Source organism: Secundilactobacillus malefermentans (genome assembly GCF_008033155.1).
GTDB classification, from domain to species: domain Bacteria; phylum Bacillota; class Bacilli; order Lactobacillales; family Lactobacillaceae; genus Secundilactobacillus; species Secundilactobacillus malefermentans.
In genome coordinates this window covers 478,629-493,904 of the sequence record NZ_CP042371.1, presented here as the reverse complement: position 1 = coordinate 493,904, position 15,276 = coordinate 478,629, and the positions used below count along the sequence as shown (strand labels likewise).

Here is a 15,276-nt window from a genome sequence, read left to right as displayed (position 1 = left end):
ATTAATAGTAGTTTAGTAAACGAAAAGTCATCGTCAGCACGGGTTGTGCTAACAATGACTTTTATTTTTCCTGTAATGGTAGCGTCAAATGACAACCACTTAAATCCAATTGATACTGAATATCTTGATTGCCGCGCACCGTCATTTCCATATCAGTTGCGTAGACGACAAGGCCAATTTGATGACCAGGTTGTACTCGGAAAACGGTTGGTTGAAGATCAATTGAAACATCAACAAATTGATTAGGCACCAGTTTTTCAGTTTGGTAACTATTTTTTTGATTCTGTAAATTAAGGTGACCAATTGAAATGAGTTTGTAGGGCGTGGCACTTGCCAATTGGAATTCTTTTAAATCGTCCTCTCGCCAATGGTAACCCTCATCCAAGGCATTCCGACTAAGTAATTGAGGACTGACGGATAGCCGCTTGGCAACACCGTAATCAATGAGTCGGAAACTCAGCATACCAACCGATTGACTTGAGGCCACCCGGAGAGAAACGGTTGCTCCGCCACCTAAAACAACTTCCTTAGTTAAGGGGTCCGTTTTGAAAATGAGGCGGTTAGCCGCCATTGGGGTCGAATCAGTCGAAACTAAATCGTGTCGCCAATTGGCGTAGTGACTTTTATAATGGGTGAAATTGGGTTCTGAAAGTTGGTCAGTAAAGGTCGAAATTGCTGATGGAGCAGCGTCCGAGGTTAATTTGTCGGCGCTAAGGTTCAGTTCGATTGGTGCTGCACTTCCGCCCCAGTCCTGATAGGCGTTCCAGGTTTCTACTTTTGTATTATCCTGGACTAAAACGTCAGGGAGAATTTCATCTGCGTTATTTTGAACGCCAAGAAGCTTGTTACATAGCCATAGGTTGACCATATCGGTGTAGTCTAACGACTGAAAATTATTAATGTAAATGTGCTGACCTTGGTGCAAAATGATTTTTTGGGTGACCGGCAAATCTTTGAGCCCTTGCCACATTTTCCACACATTCTTCGGTTTCACGTTCCAATCGTTCAACCCGTGCACCATTAAAATATCAGCCTTGATAGAAGCTAATTGTTTTCGATAATTTCGAGCATCCCAGAAGCTATTGTAATTGCCAGTGCTTCGATCTTGCTCCTGTCCCATTTGGGAAAGAGCTGCCTGCCAGGCAGGTTTAATTGGCAGATAATCTGCTGCCTGCTTTTCTCTTGAAAAAGTTTCTTCCGCGAGAACGTCTGCATCTTCACCTTGAAAACCACCGGGGGCGATTACCAGTCCGTTTTCACGATAATAATCGTACCAGCTGGAAATGGCCGCTTCAGAAATAATCGTATCCAGGCCCTCAACTCCACTCGTTGCAGCTGCGATTGCAAGGGTTCCAAGGTAAGAGCGACCGGTAATGGCAACGTGGTGACTTGACCACCAAGCCTCAATCCCAATATGATCCTTCTTATTAGTAAAGGCTTGACGGTTGCCAGCCAGCCATTCGATAACGGCGACAGTCGAGGTCGTTTCCTCAGGGTCACCGGTTGTCCGAAACCCATCGGACTCCATGGTTCCGATTCCTGCAGCATAAACGACGGCGAATCCACGAGCTAAAAAGTAATCGTTTAATGTATAGGAAGATTCGCGCGAGAAACTTTGCTCGGCGTGGGAGGCGTTCCCCTTAACGTCACGCTTAGCTGGTAAGGTGGCCGGTTTCGCTTCTGACGCTTGTAAGTCCGTTAAGGTTGGACTGATGACTGGCTTTTCCGTCAACGGCACGTCAACGTTGTGGGTCAATTTTTCACCGGCTTCATCGTTAGTTCCCTGATTATAAGGGGATGCGGTATAAAGAGTGGGCACCTTTAGTCCAGTTTCAGTTTCTTCAGGGCGGAGAATTTCCACTTTAAGTAAATCAAGCTGGCCATCGTGATCAGTATCCTGGTCCGATTCGACGTAAACGACTTCCCGAATTAAGTTGTTAGTATCAAAAACGGCTTGAGCCTTCCCATTAAATAGGAATGGCTTTGGCAACTGGGTCGTTTGCAATAGTTTGGCGAAGTATCCTTTGGTCGCAAGATGATCCAGGAAACTTTGGCCATTTTTGGTGTGGGTGGTTAGTAGGAGATACCAGGCGTGCAATAGATCCTGAGTAGTGAAGTCCGCCACTGTTAACTGGGGGAGGTTAATTTCATTGAGTGCCGAAATGGGATCGCTTAGATTGAAATCGACCCCTACTTCAAATTGAAGTAACTGAAGTGCTAGATTATAGAATTGGGTAACGGTTAAAGCGTGTTCATTTTTCAAGAGTTGGGTTGCGGTTAAATTTTCAGTCGCCATTAACTGATCAATCTTAAAATCAGCGCCATTGACACTAGGCATTTCTGGATAGCAGCGCTGCAACAATGATTTTAGGACAACCATCGGGCTTTTTTCTAAAACGGATTCGTTAGCGACAAAATGACTATTGATTAGTTCACGTAGTTCAGTTTTGAACTCATTTTTAACAGTTGCAAATTGATTGATTTTCATAAAAAAGCCTCCTGGGTATTTTTATTTATTATACGCTAGAGACTTGTATAATAGGGCTTAGAAGTCGACTTAATTGACTTTGTGAATCAACAGCGATAACTTTTTAGTTGGTATGGTAAAGGGCGTGTTTAGGGAACATGCTGAAATTTACTAAATAATTTAATGATGGGTGAGATCATGAGAAAAAGGAATCTATTAGGAGTAGTTGTTGTCGCTGGGTTAGCCGTCATTTTGGCAGCATGCTCAAGTCAACAAAGCAGTAGCTCAAAAGATCAAGTCATGAAAGTTGGAACGAGCGCCAACATTGGGTCAGCTAATAGTTTAAAATATTCGGATACTGGTAGTGTTGAGGCCATTCAAAATGTTTTTGAAGGCTTGTACCGCTTTAACCAAAAGGGCCAACCAGTCAAAGCGCTGGCCAAATCGGTTTCCGTCAATAAAGATAAAACAGTTTATACTTATACCCTTCAACATGGTAAGTGGTCTAACGGCCAAGATGTGAAAGCGTCGGATTTCGTTTACGCTTGGCAACAGCTTGGGAACCCTAAGACGGCTTCACCAAATTCACAGCGACTGGATCCGTTTAAGAATGGGTATGCCGTTCGAAATGGCAAGAAACCAGTTAGTGATTTAGGAATTAAAGCGCTAGGAAAATATAAGCTACAAATTACTTTGGCGTCTCCAATCACTTATTTGCCAGAAATTTTGACCGGAGCACCATTCATGCCAATTAACGAGGCATACGCCAAGAAGGTTGGTAATAAGTACGGAATTGATTCAGCTCATTTGGTCAGCAACGGCCCTTATGTATTGAAAAAGTGGCACGGAACAAATGATACTTGGGAATACGTCAAAAACAATCAGTATTGGGACAAAAAGGACGTTAAGCAAAATAAGATTGACGTTCAAGTTGTGAAGAGTGTGGCAACTGGCGCGAACTTATTTGAAACAAAGAAGCTCGACTATACGCAGCTTTCAAATGAATACGTTTCTCGATATCAGAACAAGTCTGGCTTCCACGTCAGCAAATCCCCATCAATTGGGTATATGGGATTCAACACCAAGCGAAAAGTGACGGGAAATCGTCACGCACGACTAGCATTAGCGCTTGCATTTGATAAGAAAGCCCTCACTAAGCAAGTCATGAAGGATGGGTCAACGCCACTTAATGGAATCGTTCCAGCCAACTTTGCATACAATACGAAGACGGGGACTGATTTCCGGAAGTACAGTGGGAGTCTTGTTCCTTACAACGTTAAGAAAGCTCAGGCTGAGTGGAAAACCGCTAAGAAGCAACTGGGAATTAAGAAGGCAAACATCCAGCTGTTGGCAGCCGACACACCTGAGGCCAAGCAAGTGGTCGAATATTTGCAGGCAGAATACCAAAAGAACCTACCTGGTTTAAACGTGACAATTCATCAGGTTCCATTAAAGCAGCGTCTCCAAATGACCAGCGTCTATAACTTTGATTTTGTTTATGGAACCTGGGCACCTGATTATGCGGATCCAATCAACTTTATTGGCGATGGTGGTGCTTATCATTTAAATACGGATTACAAGAATAAGACGTACTTGAAGGATATGGCAAATGCGCGTGGCAAATACGCAACGGAACCAGTTAAGCGGTTTGCAGCATTGAAGGATGCCGAGAAACAATTGGTTCAACGAGATGCCTTTACCGCACCCGTTTTCCAAGGGTCAAATGCGTACCTCCTGAATTCAAAGATTAAGGGATTGGCAGTTTCGCCTTATGGGACGACCCTGTTCTATCGTGATGTTCAATTTAAATAACAATCTAAAGAGGTTGGGACAAAACATTTGTTTTGTCCCAACCCCTTTACTATTTCCGAATATTCTTGCTTAGTCGGGTTCCAAAAGGCTGCTTTTCCGCCTAGCTACGATCAACAAACAATCCCAAGTGCAGGATTATTCGTTAATCTAGGCTATGCTCAAAAGCAGACCGCCTTTTGTCTCACCCTCTTTTTTTGGTGCACCCTTTGCCTTCACCCAGAAATACGCTAGAATAGGGGATAACTAAAACCGATTAAAGGATGGGAACCTGATGCGAGATCGAATCATCGTCATTACTGGTGCAACAGGAAGCGGCAAAACGACTGTTGGAAAATATTTAAAAGATAAATATGCTATTCCGAAGGTGATTACGCACACGACCAGAGTGCCAAGACCTGGTGAACAAAACGAAGTTGATTACTATTTTGAATCAGATGAAACGTTTAATCAGCGCCACTTTTTGGAATCCGTCAAATATGATGGTCACCGTTATGGCTCCTCTTATGAAGCCCTTGAACGGGGATGGGAGAAATCACCACTCCTGAGTGTTGTCCTGGATACGAAGGGCGCCGTTACTTATTCAGAAAAGCTAGGCGAAGAGGCGGTCATCATTTTCCTGACCGTTTCAAAAGATAATGCCCTGCAACAGCGCATTAAAGAGCGCGGTGATGACCCTAATGCGATTGACCATCGTTTAGAAAGCGACGAATATCAACGTGATATGGCATTACCAAAGGAATTACAGGGGATTGCCCACGTGATTGTGAATGATAAATTGGACAAGACAAAGCTAATGTTAGATGAAATTATCAAGGAGTTACGGAACGACCTCAATTAGTTGGCATTTACGTAATTTGTGATACACTTACTTAAAACGTAATGATTATTATTTACCGGCAATTTTGGGAGGAAAACATGCAACAAACACTTGCTGAAGCACTTGATATTTTAAAACAGCAACACTTAAAAATTACAAAACAGCGACGAGCCCTACTCGAATATTTGTTAGCCCATCAGGATCACTACCACGAAGTTACTTTGGTGGATGACCATATGCGCCAACTATTTCCAGGGATGAGTCATAATACGATTTACCGCAATCTAAAGGAATTTGAAGATGCGGGAATGGTAGAGCAGCGGGTGCAAGGTGGACAAGGGGAAGTTAAGTATCAGTGTGATTTTGCCCACATTCATCATCATCACTTTATTTGTGAAAATTGTGGTCGCGTACAAGAATTAGAAACGTGCCCAATGGACTCGTTTCAGGCACAACTGCCGGGATGTAAGATTGACACCCATCGATTTGAAATCTATGGGCTATGTGCAGCTTGTAATCGCAAGCTAGCTAAGCAACCATCATAGAATTTCCTGATAAACCTTAGTCAAATATTAAGGTTTATTTTATTGTATATTAGACTTTATTTGAGATACTAAGGACAGTGAGCTTTTAGAAAGGGGGATCAGTAATTGGCATATCGAACACCGCCATTCCTAACACCATTCGCAATTTTATCAATCGCATTGGCATTGAGTGCGACAAACGTGGTGGTCAACACGGTTTCAAAAACAAATGAAGGATCGCCAGCAACCGCTCAAGAGTCTAGCAGCAGTGTCGCGTCAGACTCTCTTAGCAGCATGAGCTCTAGTGATAGTAAGAAGAAAAAGGAAAGCGATTCTTCGGAGGATTCTAGCTCTGAGAGTAGCAGTAGCGCAAAAGAAAGTTCTACGAAAGAGTCAAGTACGACTGACACCTCTAGCGCTAAGCGGACATCTTCAACCACAAATAAAAAATCGACAAGTAAAGCGACAACAACTAATGATGACTCATCAACGGAGAGCAGTACTGCGCCAGCAACAAGTAGTTCAACCGCTACAACGACGGATGATGAAGATTCAGAATAAGTGAGGAGGGATGACCATTGTTTAGTTTTTTAGACATGATGAACCATTACTTGGGCTACTTTAACGTCAACGTTAAATTCAAAAACCGGATTTATACGGTTCTGGGGCTTCTAGGGGATGTTTACCTCTTTTACGTGGCGTTCAGATGGCTCGCAAATAAGTATTATATACGTGGCTCGTTAATCATGCTGGCGGCAATTGTACTGCTGTATTTTGCTATTATGAATATTTTCTTCTATTTCACGAAGAAAAAACCGCCATTTGATATCTCGCCAAAGATTGAACGATTTATGGGTAAGACCTTTGGATTTGATCCACAGGCCGAAGCTGAAAAGAAAGAGCGCGAGATGACGCGTGGCCGTAGCGTCAATAATATTCCGGCGAACGGATTCTTTGATCAAAAGAAAGTGCTACCGGGTAAGCTGACCGTTTCAGCACTTCAGCAAATGAATATTGATGATCTGGTTACTCGGTTACAACAAAATAATCTGCTTGATTTAGATTATAGTGGGCTTTCTGAGCGACAAATTTATCAACAATTAAAGACGGAAAATAAGCCAATTTACGCAACCGGACCGGGTGCTTTGCTACCCTATTTTGAATTACAAAACCAAAATGGACAGTTAATTGTTTTCGCCGGTATGAATCAGGCGGAAAAACGGGAAATTGGGCAGATTACATCCGTTGGGCTGCAACCCATTTCAGAGGTTAAGGACCGCGTTAAATTATACTTGGCGAGTGCCACGCTATTGGGCGGCCCCTTCAAGGTGATGGGACGAAATCAACCAATTGAGCATGATCAACCCTATACGGTGTCGGTTCAGCTGGCTTATGAAAAGAAACAAGAGGGACAACGGGAAGAGCGGCGTCAAAGATCAAGAATGTAAAGGGAAAAACGACCAAAATTGGTCGTTTTTTTTGTTCCCATTAAATTGATTGTAGGCGCGTCAATATGCGGATTGTGAATGATAGGCTTTGACCGTACTGTTGTTTTGGTTTAGAATATTCTAAGAGTCACTTTTTCGATAATGTATCGAAAATGGCTATAAAGCACGTTCACGGGGGATTGAAGAATTAATCCCCTTTGTTTTAATTAAGTAACATACGTGAGAGAAAAGGGCGGAGGGAATAGCTATGTCAATGATTGAATTTCATAACGTTCAAAAATATTATGGTGACTATCATGCATTACGCAACATTAATTTAACAATCGAGGCCGGTGAGACGGTTGTTTTAATCGGACCATCTGGTTCAGGAAAGTCGACCTTAATTCGGACAGTCAATGGGCTTGAACGAATTCAGGAAGGTCAATTAATTGTTAATGGCCAAGATTTAGCAAATCGAAAAACGGATATGAATCGAATTAGAAAAAATGTCGGAATGGTTTTCCAGCATTTTAATTTGTATGCTAACAAAACGATTTTAGAAAACATTATGTTGTCGCCCCGAATCGTCTTGAAACGCGATGAGGAAGAAAACAAGAAACTCGCTATGTCATTGCTAGATCGAGTGGGATTAGCGGATCAAGCACAAAAGATGCCTGCACAGCTTTCAGGTGGCCAACAACAACGAATCGCCATTGCCCGTTCATTAGCAATGCGACCAAAGGCCCTGTTATTTGATGAACCAACCAGTGCATTGGATCCTGAAATGATTGATGATGTTTTAAATGTTATGAAGGATATCGCACGTGATTCCTCAATGACAATGTTGGTTGTGACCCACGAAATGGGCTTTGCTCGTGAAGTGGCTAACCGAGTTATCTTTATGGCGGATGGTCAAATTTTGGAAGACGACAGTAAAGAAACGTTCTTCGATGGTCAGCCATCAAACGAACGGGCACGTCAATTCCTTGGGAAGATTATTACGCACTAATTTAGTAAGAGGGGTTTAATATGAAAAAAATCATCCGTTACATCGGCGTAATGGCAACCCTTTGTGCTGCATTAGTTGTGTTAACTTCTTGTGGTGCAAAACCGTTGTCGGAACAAAATGTTCTCAATAACGCCAAAAGTACCAACACAATTACTTGGGGTGTTAAAGCCGACACAAAGCTGTTTGGCTTAATGAATATTAAAGATAATGAAATTCAGGGCTTCGAAGTTGATGTTGCTAAAGCATTAACAAAGCAAATTTTAGGACCAAAAGGAAAAGCAAAATTTGTCCAAGTAACAAGTCAAACTCGAATTCCATTACTTACAAATGGGAATATTGATGGCATCATAGCCACAATGACCATTACCAAAGAACGGGAAAAGCAAGTTGATTTTTCGAACTCATACTTTGATGCTGGTCAGTCATTGCTCGTTAAAAAGGGCAGTCCCATTAGAAACGTTCAGGACTTAAATAAGGCTGGGACTACCGTATTAGGGGTTGTTGGGTCGAACTCTGTTGAGAACATTGGAAAATATGCGCCAAAAGCGAAGGTGCTCCAATTATCCGACTACGCGCAGGCGTTAACTGCACTGAAGTCTGGACAAGGAGACGCGTTAACGACTGATAATGGGATCCTTTTTGGGATGGCTATTGAAAATCCTGGATATGAAGTTGTTGGTGGGTCATTTACGAATGAGCCTTACGGAATTGCGATTAATAAGGGACAAACTCAATTTAAAGGAAGCATTAATCAAGCTCTAAAACACATTGAAAAAACCGGGGAATACAATAAAATTTTGTACAAATGGTTCGGAAATGTGCAAGGCTTTAACTATGGGGAGGCAAAGCGATGATTAGTATATTTGCAAATTATGGTCCAGACCTCCTCTTGGGGTTGGGCAGAACGCTCCTATGTAGTGTGATTGCGCTGTTCTTCAGTTTAATCATTGGTTCAATGTTTGCGATTTTTGAAACGACGCCAATTAAGTTTTTGCGGGTCATTGCGAGAATTTATATTGAAGTTTTTCGAAACATTCCACTATTGGTTATTACCATGTTCTTCTATGTGGTCATTCCACTAACCTTTGCGAAGGTTGATGGCTTTACCGCCGGAACTATTGGATTAACCCTTTACACGTCAGCTTTCATTGCTGAGACAGTTCGTTCAGGGATTCAGTCCGTTAATTCTGGTCAAATGGAGGGTGCCCGAGCAAACGGAATGACCTTCTGGCAGTCAATGCGCTTGATCATCTTGCCTCAAGCTTACCGGTACGTTATTCCACCACTTGGAAATCAATTCATTAATTTAGTTAAGAACTCATCAGTTCTAGCCTTTGTTGCTGGATTTGATTTGATGTACCAAGGAAACGTAATTGCGTCGAATTCGCTTGATACCATTAATACTTATATGGCAGTCGGTGTCCTGTACTTAGTGATTACCATGCCATTGAGCTACTATATGCGTCACCTGGAAAAGAAATTAGCTTAGGAGGAGAAAGCCATGTTAACTAATTTTATCAATGCTTACTCTTCCATGAATATTGTTTATTTACTTGAAGGGTTGGCAATTACGATTTTTGTTTCCGTTATTTCAATTATCGGTAGTTATATTATTGGAGCAATTTTAGGAATTATTAGATACATTAAAATTAAGTACGTTTCCGCGATCGTTGGCTTCGTTATTGACCTGATCCGGAACTTACCATTGCTGCTAATTATCTTCTTTGTTTACTTTGGCCTGCCAAACATTGGCTTGAAACCAAGTAGTGTTTGGGCAACCATTATTTCAATGATTATCTTTGAGTCAGCAATGCTTGCTGAAATTGTCCGTTCTGGGATTTTAGCAGTTGATTGGGGTCAAATGGAAGGTGCTCGTGCAAACGGGCTAACCTATTCTCAAGCAATGTGGCACATTATGCTCCCACAAGCTATGAAGAAAATGATTCCCGCAATCGTTAGTCAATTTATTTCACTGATTAAGGACACGTCATTGGCCACAATCATTGTGTTGCCTGATGTGATGCACAACGCTCAGATTGTTTATGGTCAAAATACGAATTACATTATTCCAATGTTCCTGATGTTGGCGGTTATGTACTTTGTGGTTTGTTACGCACTATCGCTATTGTCACGTTATTTGGAAAAGAGAATGGCATAGAGAGCGTGACGGCAACCGGTCTGGCTGCCTCGATAAAATTAATATAAATACTAAAAAACGAGATTCATCCGTTAGTTCGGATGAATCTCGTTTTTCTTATACGACAAATTTTTCGAAACGATCGTAATCAGTTCTTGTTAATTCGACCTTCATCTTAGAGCCATCAGCCACGTACTCAGTAGAGAGGACGTTCGCATTTTCATTAAAGTACGAAACGACATCACCATTGGCAAATGGAATTAAAAAGTCCGCGGTTACGTAGTTCTTAAAAACCTTTTCACGAATCATATCGATCAAAAGGGCGATAGAGGCATCGTCCCGCGCAGACATGGTCAGGTTTTCGCCCTCACGACTGGGGAAGGAAACGTCTGTTAGGTCCGCTTTATTGTAGGCGACAATCATCGGTAAGTTAGGAACGCCGATATCCTCAAGGGTCTTCATCGTGGTCGCCATCATGCTGTCCCGATTTGGGTCAGCAGCGTCGACTACTTGAATGAGGAGGTCCGCATTTGCAGCTTCGTACAACGTTGACTTAAACGCTTCAATCAAATGGGTTGGGAGATGGGCAACGAAACCGACTGTATCACTAAGTAGCAGCTTTTTTTGATCTCCGAACGTTAACTGACGAACGCTGGTATCCAACGTTGCGAAAAGCATGTTCTTTTCGAAGACTTGCTTTTCCTCACTCGTTCCAAATTGACGAACTAACGCGTTCATGATTGTCGACTTTCCAGCGTTGGTATAACCAACTAGCGCAATCATTGGCAAACCTTGACGTTCACGCTGTTGACGCTTTGTTTCCTCTGATTTAGAAATCTCTTTCAATTCCTGGCGAACGTGATTAATTTGACGCTCAATCACTCGTCGATTCAATTCAATTTGTGATTCACCAGCACCACGGTTGGTAAAGCCACCGCCGCTACTGGTACCTGTTTGTTGGTCTAAACGTTGTGACGCACTCGTGTGAAGTCGGGGTAATTGATACTGTAGCTTTGCAAGTTGAACTTGTAGTTTGGCTTCTCGACTCTGCGCCCGATCCGCAAATATTTGGAGAATTAAACCAGTTCGATCAATGACGGCAACATTAATGACGCCTTCTAGATTACGAATTTGGCTGGGAGAAAGTTCATCGTTTGCGATAACCATTTCAACCTCGTCATCAATGACGATATCCTTAAGTTCCTCTACCTTACCAGTTCCGAAATAGGTTCCTGCGACTGGTCGATCTAAATTTTGAGTTACTGTTTCAACAATGTCGACGTTGTTAGCAGCAGCTAACGCACTAAGTTCTTCCATTGAGTAATCAAAGTCTTGTTGACCGGTGTTAAGCCCGATAGCAATTGCTTTGGGTGAGCTTGATTCTGACATTGAATCACCATCCTTAAATTGAATTTCTACTATATTATAGCATCTTACATCCTTGTGTGATTTTTTGTATACGGTATACATGAGTTTTATCCTCATAATTTAACGTGTTTTCTTTCAGATTTATGGCGCATCGGCTTATTTATGAGTATTTATATTATTTTCTAAAAAAATATTCATTCTGTTATTCCCATTACAACAGTCATTTGCCCTGATACTGTTACTTTCATTAAAAAAGTTCATTGATTTTAATCTCTTTCTAATATACAATTAATTCAACTTTTCGAGGAAGTGCATATATATAGGTTTGAGGCCTACATAATAAAGGAGAGAGTAAAGCATGAAAATAAGTTCAGTTGCAAAGCTAGGCGCTGTTGCTGCTGCATCTTTAGTTCTGTTAGCTGCGTGTGGTTCTAAAAGCAGCGATAGCTCAAGTAAAGATTTAGCAAGTGACCAAACGTTGAATTGGTACGAGAAGTCAGAGATTCCAACGATGGATAGTTCAAAATCCACCGACGTTACAAGTGGGGAAGTTCTTAACAACGTTAACGAGGGGTTGTTACGTTTTGGAACGAACTCAAAGCTTCATCCAGGGGTTGCAAAAACTTACTCAGTTTCTAAGGATGGTAAAACATATACCTTTAACCTTAGAAAGTCTAAGTGGAGCAACGGCAAGGCTGTTACCGCAAACGATTTCGTTTACGCTTGGCAACGAACACTTGATCCAAAAACGGCATCACAATATGCTTACTTGTTTGATAACATCAAGAATGCCACAAAGGTTAATACAGGTAAATTAGCAGTTAATAAGTTAGGCGTAAAGGCTGACGGAGATTATAAACTGGTTGTTACTTTGGATAAACCACAAGCATACTTCAAGATGTTAGTCGCTAACCCATCATTCTTCCCACAACTTAAGTCGGAAGTAACGAAGTTAGGCTCAAAATATGCTTCTAACTCTTCAAGCTTAGTTTACAATGGCCCATTCAAGTTAACTAACTGGAATGGTACCAGCGATTCATGGGACTTGGTTAAGAACAAGAATTACTGGAATGCTAAGAATGTTAAATTAAAGAAGGTTCATACTCAGGTCTTTAAGGATCCTGGTACAGCCCTTAACCAATTTAACAGCAAGAAGTTAGATGCAACCATCCTTTCAGGGACTCAAGTTAAGCAATACAAGAACGACAAACAATTCAAGTCTCGTAAGTCAGCTTCAACCTTCTACCTTGAAATGAACCAAAAGAAAGATAAGATTTTCAAGAATAAAAAGGCTCGTCAAGCTATCTCAATGGTTATCGATAAGAAACAATTTGTTAACCACGTGTTAGCTGATGGTTCAATCGTTGCTAACAACTTAGTATCACAAGGTTTGGCAAGCAAGAATGGTGAAGACTTCACTAAGGCTTCTGCCGTTAAGTCAGCTTCAACTAAGAACGTTGCTGAAGCACAAAAGCTTTGGAAAGAAGCGCTTAAAGAAACTGGCGAAAAATCAATTTCATTAGACTTACTTTCTGATGATACTGATGCTGGTAAGAAGACAACTGAATTCCTACAAAGTCAGTTGACTAAATTGCCTAACTTGAAGATCACCAACCAAAACTTACCATTCAAGACTCGTTTGAGCCGTTCACAAAGTGGTGACTTTGATTTAGTTGTTTCTGCATGGGGTGCAGACTTCCCAGATCCAATTTCATTCTTATCACTCTTCACATCAAGCAACAGTTACAACAATGGTAGCTGGAGCAACAAGGCTTACGATACAGCCGTAAAGAATGCTGAAGGTAAGGATGCCAACAATTCAACAGCTCGTTGGAACGATATGGTTACAGCATCAAAGACCATCTTACAGGATCAAGGAATTGTTCCATTGTATCAACAAGTTCAACCTCAGTTAGTAAACTCAAAGGTTAAGGGATTAGTTTACTTCCCAACCGGCGCAAACTGGGATTACAGCCAAGCATATATTGGTAAATAAGTTATAAAACAACTTCTCGGGGGAGACCGGTATGAAAATTAAGCAAATTGGTGCGACGGTAGTTGTTGCAGCTGCTTCTGTACTTCTATTAGCTGCTTGCGGCAGTACGAAGGACAGCGATTCAGGTAGTAGCTCAAAGGGAAACCTGGCAACTAACCAAACGGTCAACTGGATGGAATCATCACAGTTACCAAGTATGGACAGTTCAAAGGCAACCGATCAAATTAGTTTTAACATGATGAACAACACAAACGAGGGGTTATATCGTTTGGGCAAAGACAACAAGGTTGAAGCAGGTATGGCAACTAAGACAGCCACTTCAAAGAACGGCAAGACTTGGACCTTTACTTTACGTAAAGGCGCTAAATGGAGTAACGGTGCAGAAGTAACCGCAAATGATTTCGTTTACGGCTGGCGTCGTACCGTTAATCCAAAGACTGCAGGCCAATATTCTTACATTTACTCTGGAATCAAGAATGCTGATGCCATTGTTGATGGTAAGAAAGCCGTTAATAGCTTAGGTGTTAAGGCTGATGGCAAGTACAAACTTGTTGTTACGTTGGAAAAGAACATTCCATACTTCAAACTCCTAATGGGCTTCGTCCCATTCTTCCCTCAAAATCAACAATTTGTTGAAAAAGAAGGTAAGACATACGGAACTAAAGCAAGCGCTGTTCTTTACAACGGTCCTTACACGTTGAAGGGCTGGACTGGGACTAACGATTCTTGGTCTTTGGTCAAGAATAATAAGTACTGGGACAAGAAGAACGTGACGTTGAAGAAACTCAACGATCAAGTTGTTGCTGATTCCAATACTGCTTTGAACCAATTCCAGAGTGGCAAATTAGACGCCGCAACATTGACTGGCCAACAAGTTAAGAACATGTTGTCTAACAAGTCAATGAAGGTTCGTCCAATGGCTCGATTAGCTTATCTTGAGTTTAACCAAAAGGATAAGAAAGTCGGCAAGGCATTCCAGAACAAGAAAATTCGTCAAGCCATCTCTTACGCATTACAACGTAAACAAATGGTTAAGAATGTCCTAGCTGATGGGTCAATTGCTGCTCCTGGATTTGTAACGAAGGACTTGGCAAAGAATCCTAAGACGGGTGCCGATTTCACTAAGGATGCCGATAGCGATGGCGTTGGAATTTCATACGACAAAGCTAAGGCTCAAAAGTTGATGAAAGAAGGTCTTAAGGAAGTTGGTTTGAAGAAGTTAACCTTTACTTTGATGGCTGATAACACGCCACAAGAAAAGAACGCGGCTGAGTATATTCAAAGCCAAATTCAAAAGGTATTGCCACAAGTGAAAGTTGAAAACTTGAACTTACCATATAAGACACGTTTGCAACGTTCCGCTGCTGGTAACTTCCAAGCTGTCATTACACTTTGGGGTGCTGATTACTCAGATCCTTCAACTGATTTAAACATTATGACAAAGGATAACCCACAAAATAATGGTAGTTGGACCAACAAAGCTTTCAACAACTACATGGACAAAGCCAATGACGCTTCTGCCGATCAAACACAGCAACGTTGGGATAATATGGTTAAAGCTGAAAAAGAATTAATGAAGGACCAAGGTGTCGTTCCATTATTCCAGACTAGCCAACCACAAATGATGAATTCTAAGGTGAAAGGTATCATCTACAACACCGCTGGAACACCATTTAACTTTAAAAATATGTATGTAGCTAAATAATCTAGACTATAAGT

The 15,276-nt window shown here is 41.6% G+C and carries 13 protein-coding genes; 11 read left to right on the top strand and 2 right to left on the bottom strand.

All coding sequences use genetic code 11. The annotated features are described in order from the left end of the window. Nucleotides 1–61 precede the first annotated feature (61 nt). Nucleotides 62–2,488, bottom strand: coding sequence for a Xaa-Pro dipeptidyl-peptidase (locus FGL90_RS02480; RefSeq protein WP_147656699.1), 2,427 nt, complete (start codon nucleotides 2,486–2,488; stop codon nucleotides 62–64). A gap of 177 nt (nucleotides 2,489–2,665) precedes the next feature. Between FGL90_RS02480 and FGL90_RS02475 the strand changes: the two genes are divergently transcribed. The 9 genes from FGL90_RS02475 to FGL90_RS02435 all read left to right on the top strand — a co-directional run bounded on the left by FGL90_RS02475 (nucleotide 2,666) and on the right by FGL90_RS02435 (nucleotide 10,214). After that, nucleotides 2,666–4,279, top strand: coding sequence for a peptide ABC transporter substrate-binding protein (locus FGL90_RS02475; protein ID WP_010619475.1), 1,614 nt, complete (start codon nucleotides 2,666–2,668; stop codon nucleotides 4,277–4,279). Nucleotides 4,280–4,550: 271 nt separating this feature from the next. Next, entirely contained in the window at nucleotides 4,551–5,117 is a 567-nt protein-coding gene (locus tag FGL90_RS02470; RefSeq protein WP_010619476.1) for a guanylate kinase, read from the top strand. A 77-nt stretch (nucleotides 5,118–5,194) separates the two neighbouring features. Continuing rightward, complete coding sequence (locus FGL90_RS02465) at nucleotides 5,195–5,641, top strand: Fur family transcriptional regulator (RefSeq protein WP_010619477.1); 447 nt, start codon at nucleotides 5,195–5,197, stop codon at nucleotides 5,639–5,641. A 105-nt stretch (nucleotides 5,642–5,746) separates the two neighbouring features. Further along, the gene (locus FGL90_RS02460) at nucleotides 5,747–6,181 is read left to right on the top strand and encodes a hypothetical protein (RefSeq protein WP_010619478.1); all 435 of its coding nucleotides are present in this window, start codon (nucleotides 5,747–5,749) and stop codon (nucleotides 6,179–6,181) included. Between the two features lie 17 nt (nucleotides 6,182–6,198). Continuing rightward, the gene (locus tag FGL90_RS02455; RefSeq protein WP_010619479.1) at nucleotides 6,199–7,068 is read left to right on the top strand and encodes a DUF6681 family protein; all 870 of its coding nucleotides are present in this window, start codon (nucleotides 6,199–6,201) and stop codon (nucleotides 7,066–7,068) included. Between the two features lie 247 nt (nucleotides 7,069–7,315). Further along, a complete protein-coding gene (locus FGL90_RS02450; protein WP_029327521.1) occupies nucleotides 7,316–8,056 on the top strand; it encodes an amino acid ABC transporter ATP-binding protein in 741 nt (246 codons plus the stop codon). A gap of 20 nt (nucleotides 8,057–8,076) precedes the next feature. Beyond that, nucleotides 8,077–8,910 carry a transporter substrate-binding domain-containing protein gene (locus FGL90_RS02445; RefSeq protein ID WP_010619481.1) on the top strand — a complete coding sequence of 278 codons (834 nt, stop codon included), beginning with the start codon at nucleotides 8,077–8,079 and terminating at the stop codon, nucleotides 8,908–8,910. Continuing rightward, entirely contained in the window at nucleotides 8,907–9,545 is a 639-nt protein-coding gene (locus FGL90_RS02440) for an amino acid ABC transporter permease (RefSeq protein ID WP_010619482.1), read from the top strand. The genes FGL90_RS02445 and FGL90_RS02440 overlap by 4 nt, the downstream gene beginning before the upstream one ends. A 12-nt stretch (nucleotides 9,546–9,557) precedes the next feature. Beyond that, nucleotides 9,558–10,214: an amino acid ABC transporter permease gene (locus tag FGL90_RS02435; protein WP_010619483.1), complete on the top strand. Its 657-nt coding sequence runs from the start codon at nucleotides 9,558–9,560 to the stop codon at nucleotides 10,212–10,214. 96 nt (nucleotides 10,215–10,310) lie between these two features. Here the strand turns inward: FGL90_RS02435 and hflX are convergent, their stop codons facing one another. After that, nucleotides 10,311–11,582, bottom strand: coding sequence for a GTPase HflX (gene hflX, locus FGL90_RS02430; RefSeq protein ID WP_010619484.1), 1,272 nt, complete (start codon nucleotides 11,580–11,582; stop codon nucleotides 10,311–10,313). 337 nt (nucleotides 11,583–11,919) lie between these two features. Between hflX and FGL90_RS02425 the strand changes: the two genes are divergently transcribed. Next, complete coding sequence (locus FGL90_RS02425; RefSeq protein WP_010619485.1) at nucleotides 11,920–13,557, top strand: peptide ABC transporter substrate-binding protein; 1,638 nt, start codon at nucleotides 11,920–11,922, stop codon at nucleotides 13,555–13,557. Nucleotides 13,558–13,588: 31 nt separating this feature from the next. Continuing rightward, nucleotides 13,589–15,262, top strand: a complete 1,674-nt coding sequence (locus tag FGL90_RS02420) for a peptide ABC transporter substrate-binding protein (protein WP_147656698.1) — start codon at nucleotides 13,589–13,591, stop codon at nucleotides 15,260–15,262. Nucleotides 15,263–15,276 lie beyond the last annotated feature (14 nt).